This window comes from Photobacterium sp. R1 (assembly GCF_054600795.1).
In genome coordinates this window covers 37,647-60,795 of sequence record NZ_BAAHZP010000021.1, presented here as the reverse complement: position 1 = coordinate 60,795, position 23,149 = coordinate 37,647, and the positions used below count along the sequence as shown (strand labels likewise).

17 protein-coding genes are annotated in these 23,149 nt (G+C 37.9%); 11 read left to right on the top strand and 6 right to left on the bottom strand.

Going from position 1 to position 23,149, the window contains the following annotated elements; translation table 11 throughout:
- Positions 1 to 165: 165 nt before the first annotated feature.
- From ACYP03_RS22670 to ACYP03_RS22625, 10 genes are all read left to right on the top strand, one after another.
- A complete protein-coding gene (locus tag ACYP03_RS22670) occupies positions 166 to 510 on the top strand; it encodes a hypothetical protein (protein ID WP_459782220.1) in 345 nt (114 codons plus the stop codon).
- Positions 511 to 589: 79 nt separating this feature from the next.
- Positions 590 to 1,663, top strand: a complete 1,074-nt coding sequence (locus ACYP03_RS22665) for a hypothetical protein (RefSeq protein WP_459782219.1) — start codon at positions 590 to 592, stop codon at positions 1,661 to 1,663.
- Between the two features lie 524 nt (positions 1,664 to 2,187).
- Positions 2,188 to 2,382: a hypothetical protein gene (locus tag ACYP03_RS22660; RefSeq protein WP_459782218.1), complete on the top strand. Its 195-nt coding sequence runs from the start codon at positions 2,188 to 2,190 to the stop codon at positions 2,380 to 2,382.
- A gap of 678 nt (positions 2,383 to 3,060) precedes the next feature.
- Complete coding sequence (locus ACYP03_RS22655; RefSeq protein WP_459782217.1) at positions 3,061 to 3,873, top strand: ParA family protein; 813 nt, start codon at positions 3,061 to 3,063, stop codon at positions 3,871 to 3,873.
- Positions 3,873 to 4,961, top strand: a complete 1,089-nt coding sequence (locus ACYP03_RS22650; protein ID WP_459782216.1) for a ParB/RepB/Spo0J family partition protein — start codon at positions 3,873 to 3,875, stop codon at positions 4,959 to 4,961. Before ACYP03_RS22655 ends, ACYP03_RS22650 begins: the two co-directional genes overlap by 1 nt.
- Entirely contained in the window at positions 4,948 to 5,370 is a 423-nt protein-coding gene (locus ACYP03_RS22645) for a hypothetical protein (RefSeq protein ID WP_459782215.1), read from the top strand. The genes ACYP03_RS22650 and ACYP03_RS22645 overlap by 14 nt, the downstream gene beginning before the upstream one ends.
- 8 nt (positions 5,371 to 5,378) lie before the next feature.
- Entirely contained in the window at positions 5,379 to 5,738 is a 360-nt protein-coding gene (locus ACYP03_RS22640; protein ID WP_459782214.1) for a hypothetical protein, read from the top strand.
- A gap of 18 nt (positions 5,739 to 5,756) precedes the next feature.
- A complete protein-coding gene (locus tag ACYP03_RS22635; protein ID WP_459782213.1) occupies positions 5,757 to 6,296 on the top strand; it encodes a hypothetical protein in 540 nt (179 codons plus the stop codon).
- Positions 6,297 to 7,447: 1,151 nt separating this feature from the next.
- Positions 7,448 to 7,954: a J domain-containing protein gene (locus ACYP03_RS22630; RefSeq protein ID WP_459782212.1), complete on the top strand. Its 507-nt coding sequence runs from the start codon at positions 7,448 to 7,450 to the stop codon at positions 7,952 to 7,954.
- A gap of 1,118 nt (positions 7,955 to 9,072) precedes the next feature.
- Entirely contained in the window at positions 9,073 to 9,447 is a 375-nt protein-coding gene (locus tag ACYP03_RS22625; RefSeq protein ID WP_459782211.1) for a hypothetical protein, read from the top strand.
- A 12-nt stretch (positions 9,448 to 9,459) separates the two neighbouring features.
- Here the strand turns inward: ACYP03_RS22625 and traI are convergent, their stop codons facing one another.
- The 3 genes from traI to ACYP03_RS22610 form a co-directional block, all read right to left on the bottom strand.
- Entirely contained in the window at positions 9,460 to 15,396 is a 5,937-nt protein-coding gene (gene traI, locus ACYP03_RS22620) for a conjugative transfer relaxase/helicase TraI (RefSeq protein ID WP_459782210.1), read from the bottom strand.
- Between the two features lie 65 nt (positions 15,397 to 15,461).
- Complete coding sequence (gene traD / locus ACYP03_RS22615; RefSeq protein WP_459782209.1) at positions 15,462 to 17,576, bottom strand: type IV conjugative transfer system coupling protein TraD; 2,115 nt, start codon at positions 17,574 to 17,576, stop codon at positions 15,462 to 15,464.
- Positions 17,573 to 17,953 (bottom strand): Rap1a family protein, encoded by a 381-nt coding sequence (locus ACYP03_RS22610; RefSeq protein ID WP_459782208.1) that lies wholly within the window; start codon positions 17,951 to 17,953, stop codon positions 17,573 to 17,575. The genes traD and ACYP03_RS22610 overlap by 4 nt, the downstream gene beginning before the upstream one ends.
- Positions 17,954 to 18,064: 111 nt before the next feature.
- Here ACYP03_RS22610 and ACYP03_RS22605 point away from each other — a divergent pair, with 111 nt between their 5' ends.
- Positions 18,065 to 18,481: a hypothetical protein gene (locus tag ACYP03_RS22605; RefSeq protein WP_459782207.1), complete on the top strand. Its 417-nt coding sequence runs from the start codon at positions 18,065 to 18,067 to the stop codon at positions 18,479 to 18,481.
- Positions 18,482 to 18,531: 50 nt separating this feature from the next.
- On the opposite strand, the gene traG is transcribed toward ACYP03_RS22605, so the two are convergent.
- From traG to trbB, 3 genes are read right to left on the bottom strand one after another with little or no spacing between them, the layout of a single operon-like run.
- Positions 18,532 to 21,342, bottom strand: coding sequence for a conjugal transfer mating-pair stabilization protein TraG (gene traG / locus ACYP03_RS22600; RefSeq protein WP_459782206.1), 2,811 nt, complete (start codon positions 21,340 to 21,342; stop codon positions 18,532 to 18,534).
- 2 nt (positions 21,343 to 21,344) lie between these two features.
- Positions 21,345 to 22,706 carry a conjugal transfer protein TraH gene (locus tag ACYP03_RS22595; RefSeq protein WP_459782205.1) on the bottom strand — a complete coding sequence of 454 codons (1,362 nt, stop codon included), beginning with the start codon at positions 22,704 to 22,706 and terminating at the stop codon, positions 21,345 to 21,347.
- Positions 22,703 to 23,146, bottom strand: a complete 444-nt coding sequence (gene trbB / locus ACYP03_RS22590; protein WP_459782204.1) for a type-F conjugative transfer system pilin assembly thiol-disulfide isomerase TrbB — start codon at positions 23,144 to 23,146, stop codon at positions 22,703 to 22,705. The genes ACYP03_RS22595 and trbB overlap by 4 nt, the downstream gene beginning before the upstream one ends.
- Between the last annotated feature and the right edge of the window lie 3 nt (positions 23,147 to 23,149).

Here is a 23,149-nt window from a genome sequence, read left to right as displayed (position 1 = left end):
GGCCAAATTTAGCATGCTAAATTAATAGGCTTTATCGCAACCTCCGTCAAACCCACCATATGTAGTCAATATTGACCACATATGGTGGGTTTGAGATAATGATGACACTTAAAGCAGACCCGTTTTAGGACTGTTGGCTAAACGCCATTCTCAAAGGAGAGAGTCATGAATATCAATCGATGCAAAGGGTTATTAGTGCATACTCTGCAGCGTAGCTTTGACATTAGTAAAGGCGGCATTTCAAGTCGAAAGACTCAGTTTCTGCTTATAGACCTTCAAAACCCAAACCTTGGGGCATTCAGTGCGTCTGAGCATGATCCCGGCAATATCTTGGTTTTAACACGGCTGTCGAACCGTTCACAGGAATATGTCTATGCCTCGCCACTGGATGTAGACGGAGAAGTTATTAAGGGAAAACCTGGCGGTAACTTTGCTTATTCATCAGATAGCCATTTTCGGCGGGAAGTCTGCCAATACCCAATATCAATTCATGATCGCATAGAATATTGATTTTGAGCGGTTCCTGGTAATGTTCCAGGTGCCAGAACTTTTAAAAGCAGGCAATTTGCCATACTCATAGGAGTGAAAAATGCAAACGACTATTGCAGAACAGAAAGCAAACATTATTAAAGAAAATCCAGATTTTGAGTTGTTCCTGGAGGATCTGAGTTTTGAAACAGCCTGCCATGCATTTAGCAATCAGGTTTTTAGCCCTGAACGTTTTGCGTTAAATATCCAAGTTGAATATTCAAGCCGATTAACCGGTCAGCGGGATACGATTAAGAAAAAGATCACTGATGCTCGCCATCGAGGCGCAACTGTCACTGAAAACTGGGAGCATAGGATCGAACAATGGTTTGTTATGTTTCGTGAAGCTCTCAAGGCGAAATTTGAGAGCTATTTGTCAGCCGAATCTCGCTGTGCTTCAAGCGCGATCTGTGGCCCTGCGAATTTCCCTGTGGCTAAGAATCAGCGACATCAGGTTACCGCCCATGCACGATATAATGAAATCCAGTTATATTGTGATAATTCAGTTAAGAGCTTAATGAAAAGCATCCTACCATATGGTGATGGCAAAGCTATTCAATCTGATGACCCGGAAGCGATACTTAAACTTCAGACAAAGCTGTCTCAACTAACAGAGTCACGCGAGACGATGAAGTTGATTAATAAAATTGTGAGATCGCATTTTCCGTCTAACACAAATTTGGAAACCATGACCGAAAATCAAAAAAATGCATGTGTCTCTGAGCTGGTTGAACGTGCTGGATTGACCCACGACGCAGGCCACGAAACAATCACGCCAAACCACATAGGTAAAATTATTCCGTTTAGTGCTTACTCATTTAGCAATCTTTCAAGTGAAATAGCGCGTGTGTCAAAACGCATTACAACAATACAAAATCTTTCTGCGGCCGATTCAAATGATGGAAAAATTAATGATGATTTTGGAAATGGGATTTCGGTTTCTATAGTTGATAACCGGATCGCGATTAAGTTTCAAGATAAGCCTGATGAAGAGACCCGAAAGTTTCTCAAGTCAAAAGGCTTTTTCTGGAGCCCAAAACGCGATGGTAAACCGTGGGTACGTAAGCTGACAGAAAATGCATTGTGGATTTATAACAAAGATGTGAAGCGGGTACTGTCACAGAAATCGACCTAGTAAATTAATGAGAAGCAGTTGCCTATGCAGCTGCTTTTTTGGGAGGAACTATGACCCCTTCAGGGGCCAGGCCCCTTCACGGCTCATTCTTCGATCCGGCTATATTTCACTAGCTCCCCTGCGGGCCGTTCCGTCCCTTGTATCGCTTAGTGAAACCGAACCCCAACCATCCGCTGCGCGTCTGGATGGGTTTCGGCCCATTCGGGTCACTATCCGGGTTAATGGCTATCCCTCTCGCTACAGAACCGTTTAGATGAGTGCTGTCCAATTTCTAATGCACGATAATTTCTATGTGCCACACTTTCGTCCTCAGCTTATTTCTAGGCGACGCATTCCAAATCCTCCTTGTTATTTTTAGTTCCCCATGTGTCTGCGGCGGAATACCAACGTTGCTAAAAAATTCGTAGTGGAATCATGAATGCCTGTCAAGGCGGTAAAGCATACCTTGACAGGCATTCCCGCTCCCACTGTTTACGAATTGCAACGATGGCATACCGCCTAGTGCATGCCCAAAGGGGATTCCTATGAAAAATCAGAATAAGGAGGATTTGGAATGCGAAAAAATTCGCCTAGAAATTCAGAAGATTGAGGTTGAAACTGTTAAGATTAAGGAAGAAATTATCTTCATTAAAGTTAAGCGAAAGGCACTCATCTTCACGGTTTCTTTCGCTGGCGTAAGCGCCTGGATTCAGCTCCTACGCTTACTGTTAAAGCAATAAGAAAGCTGGCCCTTTGGGCCAGCTTATTTATTTGTTCGCTTAAGAGCGAACAACAAGACCTCACGTGCAGGAAAAATAAGATTTAGCATGCTAAATCTTAGCTCTATAGTTTTGCACAAAATGTGAAGCCGGTTCTGTCACTGAAATCAGCAAAATGTATTAATGATAAGAAGGTGCCTGGTACAGCTGCTTTTTTGGGAGGAACTATGACCCCCTCAGGGGCCAGGCCCCTTCACGGCTCATTCTTCGATCCGGCTATATTTCACTAGCTCCTCTGCGGGCCGTCCCGTCCCTTGTATCGCTTAGTGAAACCGAACCCCAACCAGTCGCTACGCATCTGGTTGGGGTTCGGCCCATTCGGGTCACTATCCGGGTTAATGGTTATCCATCCCCCTACAAAACCGACTTGATGAGTGCTGTGAGATTTCTGAAATATAAATTTAGCATGCTAAATTTGGGCTCTATATTTAGGCGGACACTTAACCCTATTCGGGGACAGAGCCTTACGGCCCTTTCTTCTGTCTGGCTATCTTTCACACAATCAAAAATACCTGCAGTTTACTACCCGAGTATAAAAAGGGACGAAGGATAAAAAATTAAATAGTCATTATTGACTATGTATTGTGAGGTTGATAAGATAAGCACAATTAATGAAGACCATACTCAAAGGAGCACTGCATGTCTAAGTCTACAATCATTAGTATCGCCAACCAAAAAGGTGGCGTCGGTAAGAGTACTTCAAGTATCAACCTCGCTTACATCTTGTCAAATCGAGGGAAGCGGGTTTTGTTAATCGACAATGATCCGCAAGCGAATGCCTCAAAAACTATTTTAGGTGATGTGAAGCAGCAACCAATATCTGTCATTCAAGCCAGCTCAACTGGGGCTATGACTCCGGGGATCTCAAATACTCATGAGCTTTACTTGGAAGGTAAGGGCTCTGAACCACTTATCATTAATGAAAATTTTCATATGTTTGCTGCCAGTGACCACCTTTCAGAAATCGAAACGAAATCTTTTGATGCGGTTATGGAGTTCAAGGGTAAAATTCGGGCATTAGCTCCTGAGTATGATTTCATACTGATCGATTGCTTGCCTTCGTTTACCCTCCTGCAAACTGCAGCCCATGTTGTCGCTGATTATTTACTGATTCCTACAGAGCTTGAAGATTACAGCGCTGATGGTGTAGGCAAACAGCTGGATAAGGCTGCTCGTATCCAGAACATGTACAACCCAAACTTGAAAATTATAGGTGTATATGCAAATAAATGCGCAAACCCAATTACTAAATTACAAGCTAAATATTATAAAAAGATTTTCGACGTTGTTGGAAATCTAATGTTTGAAAAATATATTAATCGATCCACTGTAATTGGTGAATCGATAGATGCTCGAAAAGCTGTCTTTGAGTACGCTCCAAACTCAGTCTCTGCTGAGCAATTCAATTCTCTGACAGATGAACTTCTGGAGCGGATTGAGGGTACTAAATAATGGCAAAGAAACCTGGTTTACAAGCGTTAAGAAAAACGCTAGCTGAAAATGAGCCTCAAGGTACTGTCGCCTCTATCTTGAACCAGCAATCAAAAGCTGTGATCCGGGTTCATCATAGCGAGTTGTACTCTGTTGTACAGGTACGGAAACAGTTTAACGAAGAAGCGCTTGATGAGCTCGGCGCTTCAATGGTCGATGATGGTCAACACCACCCTATCACCGTATCACCTCGGGATAAAAAAGGTTACTGCATTCAAAAAGGTGAGCGCCGCTGGCGTGCTGCTGCCAAGCGTGATCTGTATGTTGACATAGTTGTACGTGAACCGTCCTCCAATGAGGCAAGAGAAGTTATTGGCCAGTTGAGTGAAAATATTCATAACGCACCTCTTACACCATTAGAAATCGCAGAAACGTTGTTTTGTTTACAAACGGTATATAAGTTAGACCGGACTGAACTTCAGAAGGCTGTGAATAAGAGTTCTTCATACATTAGCCAACATTTGGGACTGATGAAATTGCCAGAGTGCGTTCGTCAGCTGTCAGAGCGAGCAGTTGTCAATGATGCAGATACACTAAACACATTACGAAAAGCCTATGAGGTTAATGCGGCAAAAACAACTGATTTCATTCAATCCATTTCAAAAGATGGTATTAGCCGGGGTGATGCTCGTTCTTTTCATGTCAGCTTGAAAGCACCCGTTAAGTCAAAACCACTGAATCAAGATCCAATGGTGGAAAACAAAAACGAGCCTGTAACTGAAAACGAGCCACGAACTTTAGAACAAGAGCAACATCAAGCGCCTACTCCTCAGCGGAAAGAGGTTGAGAGTAGAAGCAGTACTGAAATGATTCAGAACAAGCAAAATCAATATGAAGCGATTGAAACTCATAACGAGCATGAGCCTGGTGAAATAGAAAAAAAACTAGAGTTGCGCATTGAAGTCGCGATTGATGGGGATATTGGCTTCCTCTTAGCAGATAGAATTGACCCGAACGGCGAGACAGTATCAGTACAAATGACTTATGGAGTGCTTGAACTGCCAATTGAAGATTGTAAGGTCATGGGAGTTAAGTATGCGGGATCTTGAGTATTCTCAGACGGTTGCGTCATATCGCTCATTGATTGTAAAAAAATGGTCATTCTTATCTGAAATGAGCCCAGCAAATGCGGCTTATGAACTTACTCAATATGCAATACGAAAATCTATTGTGAAACCACGCTCTCCCGTTAAGGGGGAGCTTATGACAGGTTGGTGCAAAAATAACACGGCCCCTTTGTGGGCCTGTAAATCTGCATTATGTCTTTGTATTGAATCAGGATGGCTGCCCTCAAATCCTATTGAGTGGGCAGTTTTTTCGTATTTGTATATTCGGACTTTTCCGAATCTGAGTTTTGAAAAGTACATAGCATTATTACCGGCACAATTTGATGAGACAAGTGAAACAGAAATGTGGTTAAAAAAAGCTTTAAACGAGCAGGTGTCAAATAGGAAATAACTAAGCTAATGAAATTATTAGATTTATTCTCTCAACTTGAACAGTCACCTCGACCACAGTTAGCATTAAAAATAATCCTGGCCTTGGTGGATAATGCCGATCTGAAGCATGCAAATACGTGGTTGTTGAAAACAGAGATCTCTGAGCTTACTTTAGCTGAAGGATGTTCTTTAAAAGGTCACAACTCGAACGTTAGCAAAGTCGGCAAGGAACTAGAAAAGATGCGCTTAATCAAGGTTGGTTATCGAGATAAAAATGGAAATTGGAGTGAAGAATCAACATTGCGCAAAGGTTGGTTAGCATTTTATTTACTCGAAAGTCGTGTTTTGCAAGCCTTTGGCAGAACATGGCCGCAGCAAGAATCATAAATCATTCTAGGTAACTTTATGGCAATTCGTCAGGAGTGTTTTACTCGTGCAAGAGAATGGGTAAGACCAACTGTTTCAGAAGTAGCTGAAATTTTAGCTGACTTTGCACATCGACACAGCATCCACGACGATGACATTGGTAAGAAAATTGGTGTGAATCAGAGGTCTGTTAAACGCTGGCGAGAACACTACACAGTGACAACAGAAAAGCAATCGAACATTCCGTATGCTGTGTGGGCGTTTTTAGTATTACTGACATATGAAAAAATGATTGTCGGTCATATTATCAATGCTGACTTAAGTGATGTCCCTAAAAAATACATCTGCGAAGCAAAAGATTTTAGTGTTCCGCCCCCATGGTTACTGTGTTCATTCATCGGTAAACATTCACATACTGGGCTAACTAGAATTCAAATTGCGTCGATCTTTAAGCTAAATTCAGAGTCTTTTGGTAATACTATCATTGCTGGAAGTGTGAACTATGTTACCTGGTCCTGGCTGCTAATTTTATGCGGCCAGAAGCCAAGTTTTGTCCTGAACTCAAACTACCATTGTTAATCCCAATTGCTGACCTGGGCGATTACGGGCCTTTCGGTGCTTCGCCCCTCCTGCCGCTAACCTGAGCCACTTTAAGCGAGCAAGCTCGCTGTGGCTCTAGGTTCCAGGCAGCCAGTCCTTCCCTCACTACGTTCGGCTATCGCTTGCCTATTTCTCTAAATTACGATTTAGAGAGTATCTACTCAAGATTATGTGAATAGGAATGAGAAAGCGAAGTGAAGATTGAGCTGTACCTGGTAAATAACCAAATAATAGTCTTCAGTTAAAAAAAACATTATGCATACATATTCAGTATGGTGAATGATAAATCTTTATTCAAGTTCGCTGATTCTTCCTTTTGTCTTCGACAGTCATGTTACTGACAACACGCAGAGATTGCATGCCTGCGGCGCTGGCTTAACAGGATGGGGGGGGGACACCATCAAAATCATCTTGTATCGTTACTATATGCGACCAGTTGAATTTAATCGCACAGTCGCTGCGCTCCGCCTTCTATGGCTCGCACTGCTCGCCATAGAAGGCATTTGCATTTATATAAATCATACCGCTCGTTGCTCCTTGTTCAAACGATACGAACATTTACTTTTTAGTTGATGAAGAAAATAGAGGTTATGATTAACGTACTTCATTTGCATATTTTTCACTAAATATTTGAATTTTTTCAAATATAAGGTTAATTACTCATCGACAACAAATATTGAAAAACTAATTTTATTGAGATATTCATTGAATATATAAGTGTTAATGTTGTTTGTAAAAACTAGTACTAAAAAACCAAAAGGTGTATAATATACACCATCGGGAGTGCTTAAACGAAATCATAGGATTTTTATTTGTTTCAACAATCCTTCAGTTCAAATTTATGTTTATCAAACTATATCTGATTAACGGGCAAAAAAAATCATTTTTACATGGGTGATTTAACCTGTAGAGATTTAATGATGAATATAGTGACATAAATTCTTGTGCTCCCTGATATTGAATCAGGAAATAAAACCGTTGCTAATGCATTAGTTCGGTTAGATACAAGCTCAAAATTAAATAGAGACATTGGATTGTCTATTAAATACTTGAGCTAGATTTTTGATGCATTCTATCAATATCAAATTCAAACTATAAGCCCATCTGGGCATGACCCGAAAGGATGAAAAATGAACGTAACAGAAGCCATGAATGTCTTAAATTTATCAGGGACCGTAACTCAAGCGGAGATAAAAAAGGCTTATAAAATTGCATCTATCAAGTATCACCCAGATCGAAATCTTGCTGGAGCTGAGATGATGGTAGTAATAAATGCAGCTTATGATCATCTAAAATCATTAGGTGATACTGTTACAATGGCGAGTGATGCACATGCGTATGATTACGGAAATGAATTCCATCAGATCTTGAATGAATTAATCAAATTGGATGGTTTGAATATTGAAGTATGTGGAAACTGGATTTGGGTTACAGGTGAAACAAAAAGACATAAAGACAAATTAGGTAGAAATTCTGGAATCGGCCTTTTCTATTCAGGTAAAAAAAAGGCATGGTATTATCGACCTGAGGAATACAGATCAAGAAATCGATTGTCAATGGATATGACAGAAATAAGAGATAAACATGGTTCTCAAAAAATTAAAAGCCGACAAGTTTTTCGTGTGGAAGGTTTATAGCTTAATTTTATATAGGGACGGCCAAACCGTCCCTTTCGAGTTTTCTATACAAAGATGTGTAAGAATGTAAAACAAATTCCATACTTGAAAATCTATCAATTTTATGAGCACATATTATTTATTTGCCAAGCATAAAAAAGTTATGGGTAAAATGAAAATTTAAAATGTTACCTGAAAAAATTCTGTGTAGACAAAAAGGATCTGAAGTTAAAGATAGTGGTTTTTACTATGTAAAATGGTAAATGAACGAAGACTGAGCTCAAGGATAAAATTTGACTCGTGTATTCAGAACAAAAATAAAATTTCTCTTTCAGTACGGAATGAGAGTAAAGAGATATTCGAAGCTATGTCCAATTTATTCCCACAATCAAAAGGTTTAATTGGTTCATCAAAGAGAAATAGGTCTCGGTCTTAAGGGTAACTTAAATAATCAACAGTAAATAAAAAATGAATGAAAATTTATAATCTAAAAAGCCGCCTTATGTTAAGGCGGCTTTTTTTATTTTTTGTAAAACTTAAATCCTTTTTGATGCAGTTTTTATGTTAGAAAAATAGCCGTTCTATAACGGTCTGGTTCTGCCGTACAAACACCTTCAGAGCGTAATTCATAAATAACAATCAGAACGCCACAGCACTATGTAGAGTTCGATTTCATGCGGCAATCGAACTGCCTTCACATGAGTTACCGGTTCATGGCCATCATAGAGCCCAAAATTATTAACCCCTGGATCTGCGGCTGATTCTGCCACTACTTTTGATTACACCCCACGCTATCTCGGCAAGCCGAGATGGTTTATGTTTGTGCGTCTTAACCTATTGTTTTTTAAGGATTAGTTCATTTGTTCCTGTAGTGAAATTTCAATTTTCAAATTTTATAAATTTGTAACTCTGTTCATCTAAAAACGTACTACATGAGTACTAATTTTGTACTAAATAAGTACTATTTATATATTTTTCAATGGTTTAAAGTAATGTGGGTACATTCCCCGTGCTATGTACTACAAATTTAAATCATTGATTTTTAATAAATAATTTTTTATATGTAGTACGCGTGTACTTCTGTTTTGATAGGCTTCATGTATAATGTGTGTCTTTAGTTAGATCTTTTAAGAGAGAGAATGGCTATGGGCCGTCCAGATGTTTTGCAGATTAGCGGGATAGATTCAAAGCTATTGAAACGGATCGATAACTACAAAGAAGATGAGAATTTGAAGTCGAGATCAGAGGCTGGCAGAGCACTGATTGAGTTTGCCTTGCGTGTGATTGATCATGCTGAGGCTAATGAAGGTGTTACAACCAGGGAGCTCATGGAGGAAATTTTGAGGGTTAGCTCATTGAATTCAAAAATGCTAGATAATATATATTTTCAAACATTTGATGAGTTTAGTTATAAGCGTGTTGAGCCAGTAGCAATAGAAAGGAAAAAGATTGCGAAAGATCGAGCAGAACATGAAGTAGAGGATTTTTTATCAGGAAATAAAAGTGGGGCATAAAGCCCCAGTTATTTATCTTGTTTTTTCACCTCTATCATATGACGGTGTATTGTGTAAGGTGTCCTTTTCAATGCTCTTGTCATCAAAAGTAACTGAGGACATATCCTGAATCAATGTCTTGTCGTTATGAATAATGTCAGTGGCACTATCAATCAAACCTTTTCCTATGTTGTTTGTGCTGATTCCATGGGTTATTTGGATATCATCGTTCAATGCGTCATAGAATCGTGAATTAAATTCACCTTGATGTGCCATACTGTCTATTGTTGATTTTATGGCTTCACTGAGAGTACGTTGAGAATTATTTAAATCGCCACTATCAATAATGCTTAGAGTTTTACCATCCCTTTCAATGCGGCTTGTAATGTGATCAATCAGATTTTCGTTTATAGGTGTGTTCTCCTGGTTAAGTATAAGGATAACATTCTCACGTAATAATTCTGTATCAATGGTTCTACAGTCATTGTTAGTCGGTACAGAAATTATATCAACTTGATCTTTGTTGCCATCTTGCACCTGCAGGGCATTTTCAATGCCAACAGCAATTACTGAATAATCAGCATTTGTTCCTTCATAAATTGGTATATGATTGCTAGATTTTGTTCCAAGAACACGTTTTTGTATATCTAGTTCTGCCAGGCCACCTGTTTCTGAATTGAGATATGTTATCTCAATGCCTTTTATTTCATTGTTACTGTTTAGTAGAGGAGCCAGAACAGCAGGATAGGTTTTACGTGTTTCAGATGAATAGACGTGATTATGAAACCTTAGATTTGACTCATCTATTGTTTTAGCCGTGACAACATCTGATAAGTATGTTTCTGCTAAAGTTCCTTTGATACTACTTCCGGCATTAAAGTATTGAATAGCTTTTGCTTCTAGCTGGCCTTGTTTGTATGGAGTTACATTTTTTAGATCATCGTGGATTGGGTTCGCTTGTAAATTGAATAATTCTGGATCAGCAATGATTTTATCAGCCTTGAAAAGTGCTTCTTTGTAACTTAAGTTCTCTTTGTTCATCATCAAAGTAACGAGGCTTCCGTGCTCACCAGTTCCCCAGTCTCTGTATTGGCCTCTATATTGTCCTGTAAGATTTACCTGAACATTGCCTTTGTCACCTTGGAAAATGAGCATATCCCGGTTTGATTTTGTCTGATCATACTGTCCTAAAAGCTGTACAGAAAGTGATTCAGTATAAGCTGCAAGTTCATTGTTTATCACCTGTCCCATCTGACGTAGATTGAGGATACCATTGATGTCTTGGTATTTTGGGTTATCAGCAGCGGATGGCTTATCGTTGAAGAAAATTTGATGCTCAGGATAAATTTTATCTCTTGTTTCTATTGCTGATGGCTTGTTGGTTTCATTGTTTATCCATGATCGAATTAAGTTTTTGGGGTTATCTGTAAATATTTTTACGTGGTTACTTGCTCGTGATATATCAATCAAACCACGTCTAATATTTGTCAATATTGCTTTTCCTTTGATAGAAGTGATGACATTGTTATACGTCGCACCCTGAGACATGTCCGCTGTTCTGGTGTATGCGTAGTCCCAATGTGAATCCTTAATATTATTAGTTGACAAGCTCAGTCTCTTACCGTTGCTATCACTCAGTATTACTTTCTGAGTATCGATTGATTGAACCTGGTATTCTTTATTTCCTTCCCAACCTCTGTCCTTATCAGTCTGCCGGAGCATGATTTTGTCCTGGCTTGATAGAGGTTGTTCCGTGCGTGTCCATAGTTGAGTAAACCGATGGTCATGATTCAGAGGGTAGAACGGGCGTTCTTTACCTGTGCTGAGGTCAGCTATTGTTACAATTTTATTATCTTTATCAACATGCGATATTGATGCATAATTATTCTTATCAGTTCTCAGGATTAATCCAGGCTTATATGGCATCATGGTTGCCATTTTTGTCTTTTCAACCCCAATGCTTCGTAATCGAGGTACCATGATATTTTCTGTTCCTTGGCATCCTTGTTGCTGTAATCCTTGCCTAATTCTGTAAGAAATTTGATCACGTTCTTGGTTAGTATAAGCAATGATAAGTGTGTTTTCGCGTGAAGCTGGAGTCCTTGCCAGGTATTCCAGGGCTACAGCTTCAGATAGTGACTCAGCAGCATTCACTTTGTCTTGAGCGGGGTTTCCCGTTTCTTTGAGTGTTGAAACAATATTGAAAGTTTGGTCATGTTCTGCTTGCTTGAAAAGTTGCGCTTGTTGCTGATTTTTTGGTTCACCGAGAGATTGATACTCTCTAAACTCCGATTGATTGGTAATTTTTTCGATAGCACTTTCTGCTTGACGATCGATCACGTTATGAACAGCGCTTAGTAGGGTCGGTGCACTTTTTTGGCGAAGGATATCTTTCATTACAACACTATCAATGTGACCGTAACGGATTGCCAACTCGAACGGCTTACCAGCTTCTTGGGACAATAGCTGATAGATATCACCAATGTTGACGGCTCTCGCATCGGTTTTTTCCACCAATTCGGTAAATTGATCCATTTGCTTATTACTTGTCATAGAGCTTTCATCGAGCAAAAAAACTGTATTTTTGAATGCGCCGGCATCAAGGTTTCCGCTTTGATAATTGCTAAGTAAAGATTGTGCTGTCTGGCTTTCCACACCTTTTTCCCTCAACTCGTTTACAGCCGTGTGAGTTGGGGCTAAACCAATGAACTTGGTATTGAAATTGTTTGCTTGGCTGAACTCTGTAAGAGCGATAGCTGTTGAGAGCATGGTTGATTTACCGGTGCCAGGAAAACCTTGAATCCCTATAAATCTATCTTTAGTTGTAGTGATTAAGTGAATGGCATCCTTCTGGCCATCTGTTAATTGGGTTTGAGTATCAAGAAACTGTGTTGCATGTTCAGGGAGTGCAAGGGGGACTTGTGTGTTTTTTCCAGCCTTTAGTCTGTCAATGATCCTTTCTTCAGTTTCAATAGCAGTAGCAGTCGTCCAACGCGTGCCATCGTGATATTCAGCTGAAAGTGATTGACCATTATTCTCAGATAGTTTCAGCTGTTTAATGATTTCATCTTTAGTAATGGACTGGCCCTTTTCCTCAAAAGCAAATTCGATGGCAGATGTGATCAAATCCTTTTGAGTAAATCCAGCTTCTTTTTCAGAAACCTTACTGATTGCATATTGTACAGCGCTTGCTATAAGTCCCTTATCGTAAGAGTTATTTTTCAAAGTTGATAGAGTCACGTTGACATCATTCAGTAATGCATCATAGGTTTGATGATTGATGAATTTTTCTGTGTTCTGTGTAGCCTGCATAACGCGATGAATTGCGCTCGGTCGTATATCACTTTTTTCTAATTGTTTATCAAGTTTTTCACCGCTATCAGTGAAAATATCAATACGTTTGGAATCACTATGATTCAAATCATGTATTAACTCTTTTGAAGCAACGTAAGACTTCATTCCGATGATAGTGTGGTTTTTTGTGTTATCAGCCTTACTAAAAATTCTGGCATAATCGTAACTTAAGGGGGCATTTTCGAGATTTGATGGATTAATTATATACCTTTCCCCTTTAGTGTCTTTTAAGATAATCATCATAGAAGTAGCGCTGGATACACTTAATGATTGATTTTGTTGAAGTTTTGTTTTGAAGTGATTGCTGTTCATGCGAAGCTGATCACCTTTGGAAATTTCAATTGATCCTGGTTGATTGATTGAAAAATTACGTTGTTTTACAGCACGTTCATTAGGATTAATAAATTGTTCTTTTCCTTGGCTATCTGATATTGTCAGCAAGTTATCTTTGCGGTTGATATTAGTTACAATGAAGTCTCGTTTAACATTTCGACCACTTTCTATAATCCATTCACTCAGTACCATACCCTTCTTGTAGTGATTTACTGTTTCACGTTGAGCATCAGTAAGAAAAACTGGGTTGAGTGTTTTAATAGTGACACCTTGACGGCTAACATCGCCATTTCTCTGGAGTGTTTGACGTATAGTTGAATTGAGTTCAGAAACATCTTTATTAGTCGCGGCTAGAACTTGAGCAGTTGATTTGTCCGATAGGTTGCATAAGGTATCTGCTATCGCTTGGTTTCTATCAAGATCGCTTTTCTCATAGATATAAAGTTCCGCAGTTTTTTGCTTTGTATCAACCCAACTAATTTCGTTCACGTTACCTTTCTTCAGGGTTTCCATAACATTGCCAGCTTTCATTCCTTGTTTGCTATTGGCATGGTTTAGAAAAATTAGTTTACTTTTGCTGGATTGAGCTTTTTCGATAAGAGCTTGAGTGTCTTTCACACCAAGTTTATTGGCAGCTTCAATTACAAATAAATCACGTTGAGAGTAAGGCGTTGTGTCATCTCGTACCAGGTTGTTGATTGAGTGAGTATGCTCTGGACGAAAAATGTTTTTAAACCACTGTAATGGTGTAAAAGCCTGCCTGGTTACATTTGCTGCAGTCTGCTGTTTAGAGTAGTTATCAGGCGTAATGATATGAACACGTAGACCACTATCAGTACCAACGTGCAGCAGAGAACGAGCAATTTGCTGACTATTTCCAAATACATTAATGACATTCGTCTGCTTGCGGCTCTCAAAAACGCTGACAATTTTATCCTGGTTATCCTTACTAAGTTCCAACTGTTCCAAACTTTTGTCATTCACTATTGTCTTTAAATTACGAACCTGCCCCTGGGTACTAGCGATGAGGAGCTTTTCGTTGTCAATCATGGTTTGAGTCGTGAACATTGAACGGCTTTCATTAACCGGGAGCAATTGTCCATCTTTGATTGCCTGGTCAGCAGCCAACTTGATATCGATGAGATCAAGTTTTTCACCGCGTGTAAATTCTGATGTTGCAGACTCAATGAGCTTTTCATAACTTAGTTGGTTTTTGGTTTCGCTATGGTGCTCAATGGCACGCTGTAATGATTCGATTGCTGCAGCTTTGAGTTCAGGTTTATCTGATAGAGATCGAGCATTCTTATAGCTTGAAGCAACAAACGCCTGGATATCAAAATTGTGTGCGTGTGCATCAGATTGCCATTTTTGGATTAGTACATTTTCACTGGTATATGTCTTGCTTTTACGAGTACCTTTTGCTGCAATATCACGCGCTGCTTGAGAGTTAATACCCAACTCGTGAGTGTGTTCATTGATTTGTTTACTGCGTGTTGATTGGCTTTCCAGATAGTCCTTAGGAACACCTTCTATTTCGAACTGATTATGACCGATCGACTCAATTGAATATCCTAAATTAACTGATTTTCGAGAAAGGGAGCTTTGATAAAGCGCAGTGTAGTACTTTTGGTGATTATATATTCTTTCACTTGTACCGTTGATGACACCACCTTTTTGTTTGATACAGGAAGCTAAAGCTCTGAGTGTTCCATTTTCGTCTTCGGTCATGTTTGCCATCAAAGAGTGGGTATGAACTTGTGGGTCATCATTCCTACTAGTTTTATGACCAATAAGAGCGAACAACAATTTTTCACTATTAACAAATTCAGTTTGGCCGTCTTTTCCGGTGCTCTTAAGTTGAGCAACATCTTTTTCTAGTTGTGAAAGCGTTTCTTTGACAGCATCAATGTGAGCATCCATCAAGCGTTTATCACCACCTACTAGGATGAGAGTACTGACGGATTTAGGTGCAGAGAAAGTAAGATCAAAGCCACTACGATGATTTTCACGTTTTCCGTGGACAGTACGTTGATTTAAGATACCAGAAAGAACTTCCTCTAATTGTTTCTCCTCAACGGGTTTACCTAACAACCCTTCGCGTTCTGCAATTTTCCCAAACCATTGTGAATTTGGCTGACTACTCTGTTCCTTTAAATAATAGTTATTGCTCTTATTTGGTTCTACTTGTAAAGATACGTCAGGCAGGTTATGTTGCTTTTCTTCGTTCAAATAGTATGCAGCTGCATCACCTGCACTTTGCGATATAGGACTAAGAGATAGCATAATATATTTTCCATTTATATTCTAAAGTTTAGAAAGCCCTCAATTTGAACATTGAGGGCTTTGTATTAATTGTATATGTCAAAATCAATTAAATTTTCTTCTTCTCTAAGAACACTTTCAGATAAATTGTGACTTGTATTATTTTTGTTTTCATTTTGATTGCTTGATTGCTTAGCTGAATCACTATTTTGAGATGAAATATCCATCGAAGTAGACGTATCCTCATCAGATTTTATAAGCTGAGAATTGATCTTATCATTAAGGTCTGTGATTGATCCTTTCATTCTTGATTCTTCTGCATCCCGTTCTTCATCAGATTCAAACATTGCTTGATGTAAGCCAAGTAATTTCTTCTGTTCTGATTCATCTAATTGATTTATAGCGCTAATTTGAAAATATGTAAGCATTTGTTCAATTGCCTTCATACGTTCAGAATTCGAAAACTCACGCTTTATGAAAGGAGCACACAAAGATGTCATTTTATCAAATTGAAGATTGAGTTTTGTAATAGGGTAGTTCCCTGGTGTTCTAAGCCAGCATTCCAAATCATCTAGTTGCATAATTTCGGAAGCTGTTACAGCAGGACGTGTTTTAGTTTCATGTCCTAGGGATATACCATCACGCATAGAGTGAGCACCGTAGCTGTAGTTTTCGCGTGAAACATCAATTTCTTGTTCACCAAGATCTTGTGATGAAATTTTAGCCATTTCATTCGAAGGAGAGCGAAAGAAAAACCGTGTATTTAATAAATCAAAAATTTCTTGTGCTGCATTTATTCCATAGACTTTCTTTAACTGAGCATATGATTGAATTCCAATTACATAGCAACCTCCAAACTTTCGTACTTCAGCAATCGTTTCTGCTAACTCTGGAAGCTTATGTAAACTAGGTGCTTCATCCATAATGACCCAAATTCGTCTATCGGGGTCTTCAGATTGTTCTAGAATGGCTGTTGAAGCAATAGAAAGCCACATTGAAATCAGGGGTCTTAGCGACGCATGCTGTTGAGCATTGCTTGAAAGAAATAGAAAGCCTTTCTCTTCATCATCTCTAACCCAGTCCCGAATAGAAAATCTTTTACGTACAAGATTATTACATTCATCTTTTTGGTCGAGCCCTTCCAAAAAGCGTAAAGATTTAACGTATGCAGCAAGAACAGATTTTATTGAAATTGCCGTTTTTTGGATTTTATCCGAAACCAGAGACGCAGATTCAGTTCCTTTAAGAAACTCACTTAGAGACTCAAGTTCAGAAGTAAGCATAAGCTCTAATAACCGTTCTGTTGTACGATTTGGCTCGCTAACCATTTTATAGGCTGTACTGGTGAAAATCGTTCGTGCCGATTGAACCCAAAATGGATCGCCATCACCATGCATAGGAATTAATGCCGAAGCCATATTTTCGAAATCTGAAGGTTCTAGGGCATCACACCATGTATCCCAATAAGCGCAGCGTTCATCAAATGGATTTAATATAACATCGGTATCAGAATTGTAGAATTTACTAACAAAAGTGCATCCTTTATCATAGATGATAGCCTTATCTCCACGTTTACGAATCCACCTAACAAGCTTTCTTAATGCAACTGATTTCCCTGCGCCGGTAGTCCCCTCTAACAAAACATGTTGAACTTCAAAATTTAATTTAAGTATATGCAAATTATCTAAGGCAAAGTCAGATTGTTTTTTTGATTTCTTTAGTATTTTTTCAAGTTCCTGAGGTGTGGTTATCTGAATGCCTCGAATAAATTGTTCTTCAGTATGTTCATCACCTTTTCGTTGAAAATATCTCATCGCAAAATGAAATAATATAATACCTATAATTAGGCTGATGGCAAAATTAAATTGAATAGAGAACACTAATTTAGAAAATGCCTCACTAAATACTGGGTTTTGCAACTGTACGCCAAGTGTGCTTTGATATGTCACACCATCCCAAACAGTATAAACAATATGGTCGCTGGTTTGTATTGTTGAAATGAACTTGTATTTCAAAAAGTAAATACTTCCTATAACAGTAGATTGATCTAGAGAAAAATATGTGATTCCTATAGTGAGGGCAGCTATCAAAAACATCATCCATTTGATGAGGCGGCTGTTAATTTGAAAGAACATGGTTAAGTTGTGAAAGGTAATTTGTCCTCCACGTGTATAACTATTACCTTGTCTTCTTTTTTTCATTTTTTATACTCTCCATCACAAGGGTAATTTTTGATTAATCCAATAACTGCTATCATAGCTGTGTTCATATGAGGTGATTTTTCATCAAACTTTATATCATTTTTATAGGTTTCTTTTATTAATTTTCCCAATGTTCTTGCGTTTAACTTTTGATTATCAGGCATACAGAAGAGATTTATATTATATTGATTTTTTAATGCTGCATTAAAATAGATGCTAGTGTCTACTAAACCATTTAAATATGCACTCGCTGATTGCCGTATATCAGGGTCATCATTATTAATAGAATTGAAATGTGTATTGATGCTGACTGCATTAGTAATAGTTGAGACTGTTAGGAAAAACAGAGAAATAGATGTTGTAAGGATTTTTTTCATGATTTGCATTTCCTTAGAAATAAGTGAGTAAAAATGGGTCATGTAGTACTTGTGTACTACCTACATATGCTATACTATTCATAGAGGATAAACAATAAGGAAGAGTTTCAGATGGATAATTCATCTAACAATAATGCGATAATGGCTATGGTTATGGCCATGAAAAAGATAAATTTGCAAAATGAAAATTTATCTCTTTCACAAACCATACAACAGCTAAAAAATTCAGGTTTCTCTGACGAAGAAGTTGTTAAGATTTTAGGTGCATGCAGTCCTGAACAGCCTCAGTCTAGTGTTGGTAGTGAAGATTACAATGAGCAAGTTGATCATGTTATATCATTTGCAAAAAAAGATGTGTTTTACAAAGTTATTTCATTGGTGATATTTTTTTGCATCATTTTATTGCCAGCAAGGCCGGATAATATAATTCCATTTGCTATGTCATGGGCAGTTTTTTGCGTGGTCACACTTGCGATTAGGAGCTACTTCTTCTCCTTTAAAAATGCAAACTATTTTCTAAAAAAATAAGTAAGCCCCAATAGGGGCTTGAGTAAATTGAATTGATGTTTTAGAAGATTTTAACTATATCGTCCGTGCGGCAAGTATTTTCCAATCTCATCTAAATGGTTTTTTGTGTTTCCTTGAGTATCGTCATCTTGATGCCGACTATCTTTTGATAAATCAGGTACTTCATTTGTAGATAGAGATGCATCTATAACTTTTTGTTTAGTTTCTTTCATGGCGTCATCATGATCATTTCTAAGTTGGTCAAAATCTTCTTGTTTGAAATAATCACTTGATCCTACTTCTTGATTAAGAATTAATGAATTACCCCAATGTTGTCTGTCAAATTCATCTTTTGCTAAGTCAACTGCGTCATTTTGAGATGACGTTAAACCCATATTAGGAACATTTCTTTCATATTCAGAAAGAATTTCATTCTTACTTTGAGGTAGTGAAGGATCTGAGTATTTTTCAAGCTTAGCTAATACTTCTGGGTCTTCCAAAAACTGTGAAATATAACCTGCTCTCTGCTCTCTGAACTCTTCAGTTGAACCATACATTATACCCTGATAATGGTCTGGATTTTGCTCCATAACATATTTTTGAAAATCAGGCATTAGATTGAAATTAACGCTGTTACTGGCATCCTGAACATTATCTGCTGCACGGTCAAAAGTACGTGCTTGATTTAAGTCACTTGATACTGAAGCTGACAAAGATCTAGTATTTCTGAAATTATCACTGATTGACATCAAAGCAGAATCGTTTTTAGAGCTAGTGTCGGAACTTGAATCAGTAGTATCATAATTTTCTATAATGCTAGCGGATTTGTTGAATTGATTTTGGAGTTGAATAGATTGTTTTTCTTGTTCAGATGAACTTTCACTTTCAGATGTCTTTAAATCATGAGATTGTTTTATACCGCCTTCTAAGCCAATTTTGCCTGAAGCACCAAAAAGGCCAAAATTTACTCCTACACCTCCCGATGCACCATAGTAAACAGAACTTAACTTACTGTAAGCTTCTTCTTCAGAAATACTATGCAATTTCGCATAATCCTTTACTGTACTATTCATGGTACTTGCAGCTTGAGACGCTTGTGCACTTTCTCTATTAGATGTTGTATCACCGTAACTGAGGTTTTTACTTTCGTTGTTACTAAACTGAGTGAGTTGGTCAAAACCATTATCAAGACTTTGATTGAAGGCAGTTCTATGATTTTCAGCTTGAGAAACACTATCTCTAGCTGCTGTCCTGAGACTTTTTGTTATCCCTTCTTTACTATTTAAATCAAATCCAAGACCCCTTGATATAGCTGCACTACCATCCATAACTTGATGTCCATTATTGAACGTAGTTGTCAGGCCGCCGGTTTCATTTTGAATTGAGACACCCTTATCTCTCATTAATGCAGATGTGTCCATTTTATTCCCATTCATATTATTGAATGAGAAGTTATCAACTTGTCCATTTCCTAAATTTACATCACCACTGGCGACAGATGCGGAAGTACGACTGTTTACACTATTCATCATACCAGCAAATTGATGATAAGCACTGCCCATAAGAGTTGAAACACCTTTAACAAATATTCCAACAATTACAGGTACACTCATCATCAAAAATCCGGTCATAGTCGCAGTGCGTGAATGCATTTCAGCTACGGGATCAATATTACTAAGCGTAATTCCTCCATAAATGTCTGTTAGACCATTAGTGCTTAAAGATAAGCGGGTTGTCATAATGAAATTTATTAAAGAGAATAAAATTGGCCATGTGCCTAAATAAATGAATCCTTTAAAAAAGTTTGCTAAGACGATTTTCGTCATACTCGGTATCATAGCAAGTGGTATAACTAAAACGGACATACACAAAAGTAAGAGAAATAAAATAGATTGCATCATAGGCAGGAATTCACGTGCCTGTAACGCCATTCCTGCCCACATCGATGTTGTCTGCATTTTGTTTTGAGTATAAGCGTAATTGATTGCAGCTGCCGTATTGTTATTTAATGCAGCACCATCAGATAATCCATTTCTTAAGGCATTTATTGCCATATTTTGTGAAGTTATATCTGATGCGGATTTACTGATTCCATAATAAGTTTTATAACTATCATGCAAGCCTGATTGAATCTTAGTACTATCATCAGGAGAAACATTTGAAAATGTCATTCGTGCAATTAATCTAATCGCATTACTAGCTTTTTTGGTAAATTCACTTTCTATCTTTGGAAGGGCATCCTTGCAGGTAACAAAATTTTCTGGCCCCATTTCAATGCTTCGTAGTGGGGAAGGGCTATGATCCTTTAAAAATTGGAATATGTTTGGTGAATCAGATAGTTGTTGCCAAGTATATTTACCATTTAACTGTATATCATCAATTATGCAACTTTGCATATAATGTAGCCATTGACCTCTTAATGAGGAATCATCGATCTGACTTTGACGTGAAAGTTGATATAGTTTTGAACCAAACAACATCCCTGATTTTCCATATGCTTGGTCATTTGGTGAATGAAAAATATCTTCGATAGTTTTAGTAACACCATACATATACGTTGTTCCAATATGAGCTGGTACTGCTAACACTGCAGGAACATTTGCAACCTGGTAATTACCGGATGGATCTGTTAAATCAATGATTTGTACACCGACTTTTGTACTAACACAAAAAAGAGGAACTCCAACATATACAGCGGCCCATTTTGGTATCGAATTAACATCTTTTTTGATATAGAAATGACAGCATGTAGCCAAAACACCAAACATTGCACTGATTTGAATCAAGCTTGAGAAACTTTCAGTATAAAAGAATGTTGCAATTGCATTTAAAATAACTTGAGCAACATCACCATTAGTATAATTATAAATATCCAAAGTCATTATTAACCTCCAAACTGTAAGTTTGAACGTGCTTGAGTTGAGAACATGCCTTCCAATTGACGTCGTAATTCAATATGCCTTTTAACTAACTCTTGTTGAGAAATTATTGCGTCAACGGCCTTTTTCTCTAAACCGTCAATATATCTAAACGAATCAATGATACCAGTTTCTATTTTGTGAATATCTTTAGGATCGTTTGTTGTGTTAGACAATGCAGTTTGGACAACTTTTAACATACCTCGAAGATAAGTCGATATATGTTCTACACTAATAGCAGCTGCATATGCTGAAATATTAGGTGATTGCCCAGCCTTCAGTGTATCTCGTATATAAGCCAAAATTGGCATTTGTGTATATTCAAGGAACGATTTTTCTTCATCATTCAATTCTTGATCATTTATTAATTTTTCAGCAATAGATTGAATCAGTTTATATACTCTGTTTTGTAATGCTTTTTCTGGTTGGATAACAATTTCTTTAACAAAAACTTTTATACATTGTTCAGGAGAATCGTTGGAACAATTGTATACATTTGCTTTGCCACCAACTAATAAAGATTGTACAAGGTTATTATTATGGGCTAACAATGAAGAATAATATTGAGGGTTCCCAGATGCGTCATAGACAATAGTTCCTGATATTGCCATTAAGAACTTTGCCAGGTCTTTATCTGTAGATAAATAACTATCTTTCATTATGTTAGACCAAACAATATTGAGATTATTCTTAACCATAGGTTTTAACGTACTGTTAGATTTAGCTTTTTTTAATTGAGATGCGCCTTGACCCCCGGCTCCGCATTCATGTTGTCCCGCGACCCAATCAGCAAAGGCATTGTTTTGTGTCCCCATAGTCGAACAAATGTACTTTTGGCTGCCGACATCGGCAAAACCGGCAAGTCCGGAAACACTGGCCTGAGCAACTTCACACGAACTGATTGATTGATTAAGGTATTTATCAGCAATCGATTGTAAATGGTCTCGAATTTGCTTAATACTTGGAGCCCAAGTTTGAAGGGCTAGATCCACTGCAAATGGTAAAGCATTAGAAACAACGGACTTACCAAATTGAACCAATTGGTCAGAATTAATATGTGAAAATGCACCTAAAAAAAGGTCAATACCACCACATCCCACCCCCATACTCGGAAGTTCTACGCTTAATGGCTGAATAGTCATACTCTTTGTTCTTAAGAACAAATTACCGGCTGTATAGTAGTTTGCTGACTGACCTTTATATGCTGAAGGATAGGTAACATTTGAATATCCCATACCATCCCAGAAACTACCTAATGACCCATTTACATCAGCTTTTACGGATATTGATGTAACAAGTAATGTAATTGCTATGAATTGTTTTTTCATGGTAGCAATGCCCTTATGACTTCAGGATCGTTTCTAATATGATCATATGTTTGCTGTAAGCCACTCGCTGTAACATTACCAACTGTCATCTTGGCAGACTTACGGCTATTAACATTGATGAAAAACGTTGCAGGTAAGACTGCTTTACGTGGATTGTCAAAAAAACTACTAGCAATTTCTGGAGTAATAGGAATTGGAACCTCAAAGCCAGGTATCCCTTCACCTGTGTAAGAAAATGCATAGACGGTTAAACCATTTTTTTGTGCAAACGATTTAAGTGTTGGTGCAAATAGATGACAATATGAACAAGAAGGTGTAAAGAAAAAAACAACTGCATATTCACTAGGATTATAAATGGGATAGGAGTTTGTTGTAGAACCTTGTACTGTGTTACTAACTAACATAATGTACAAAATCAAAATTTTAATTAATTTGTGCATTTA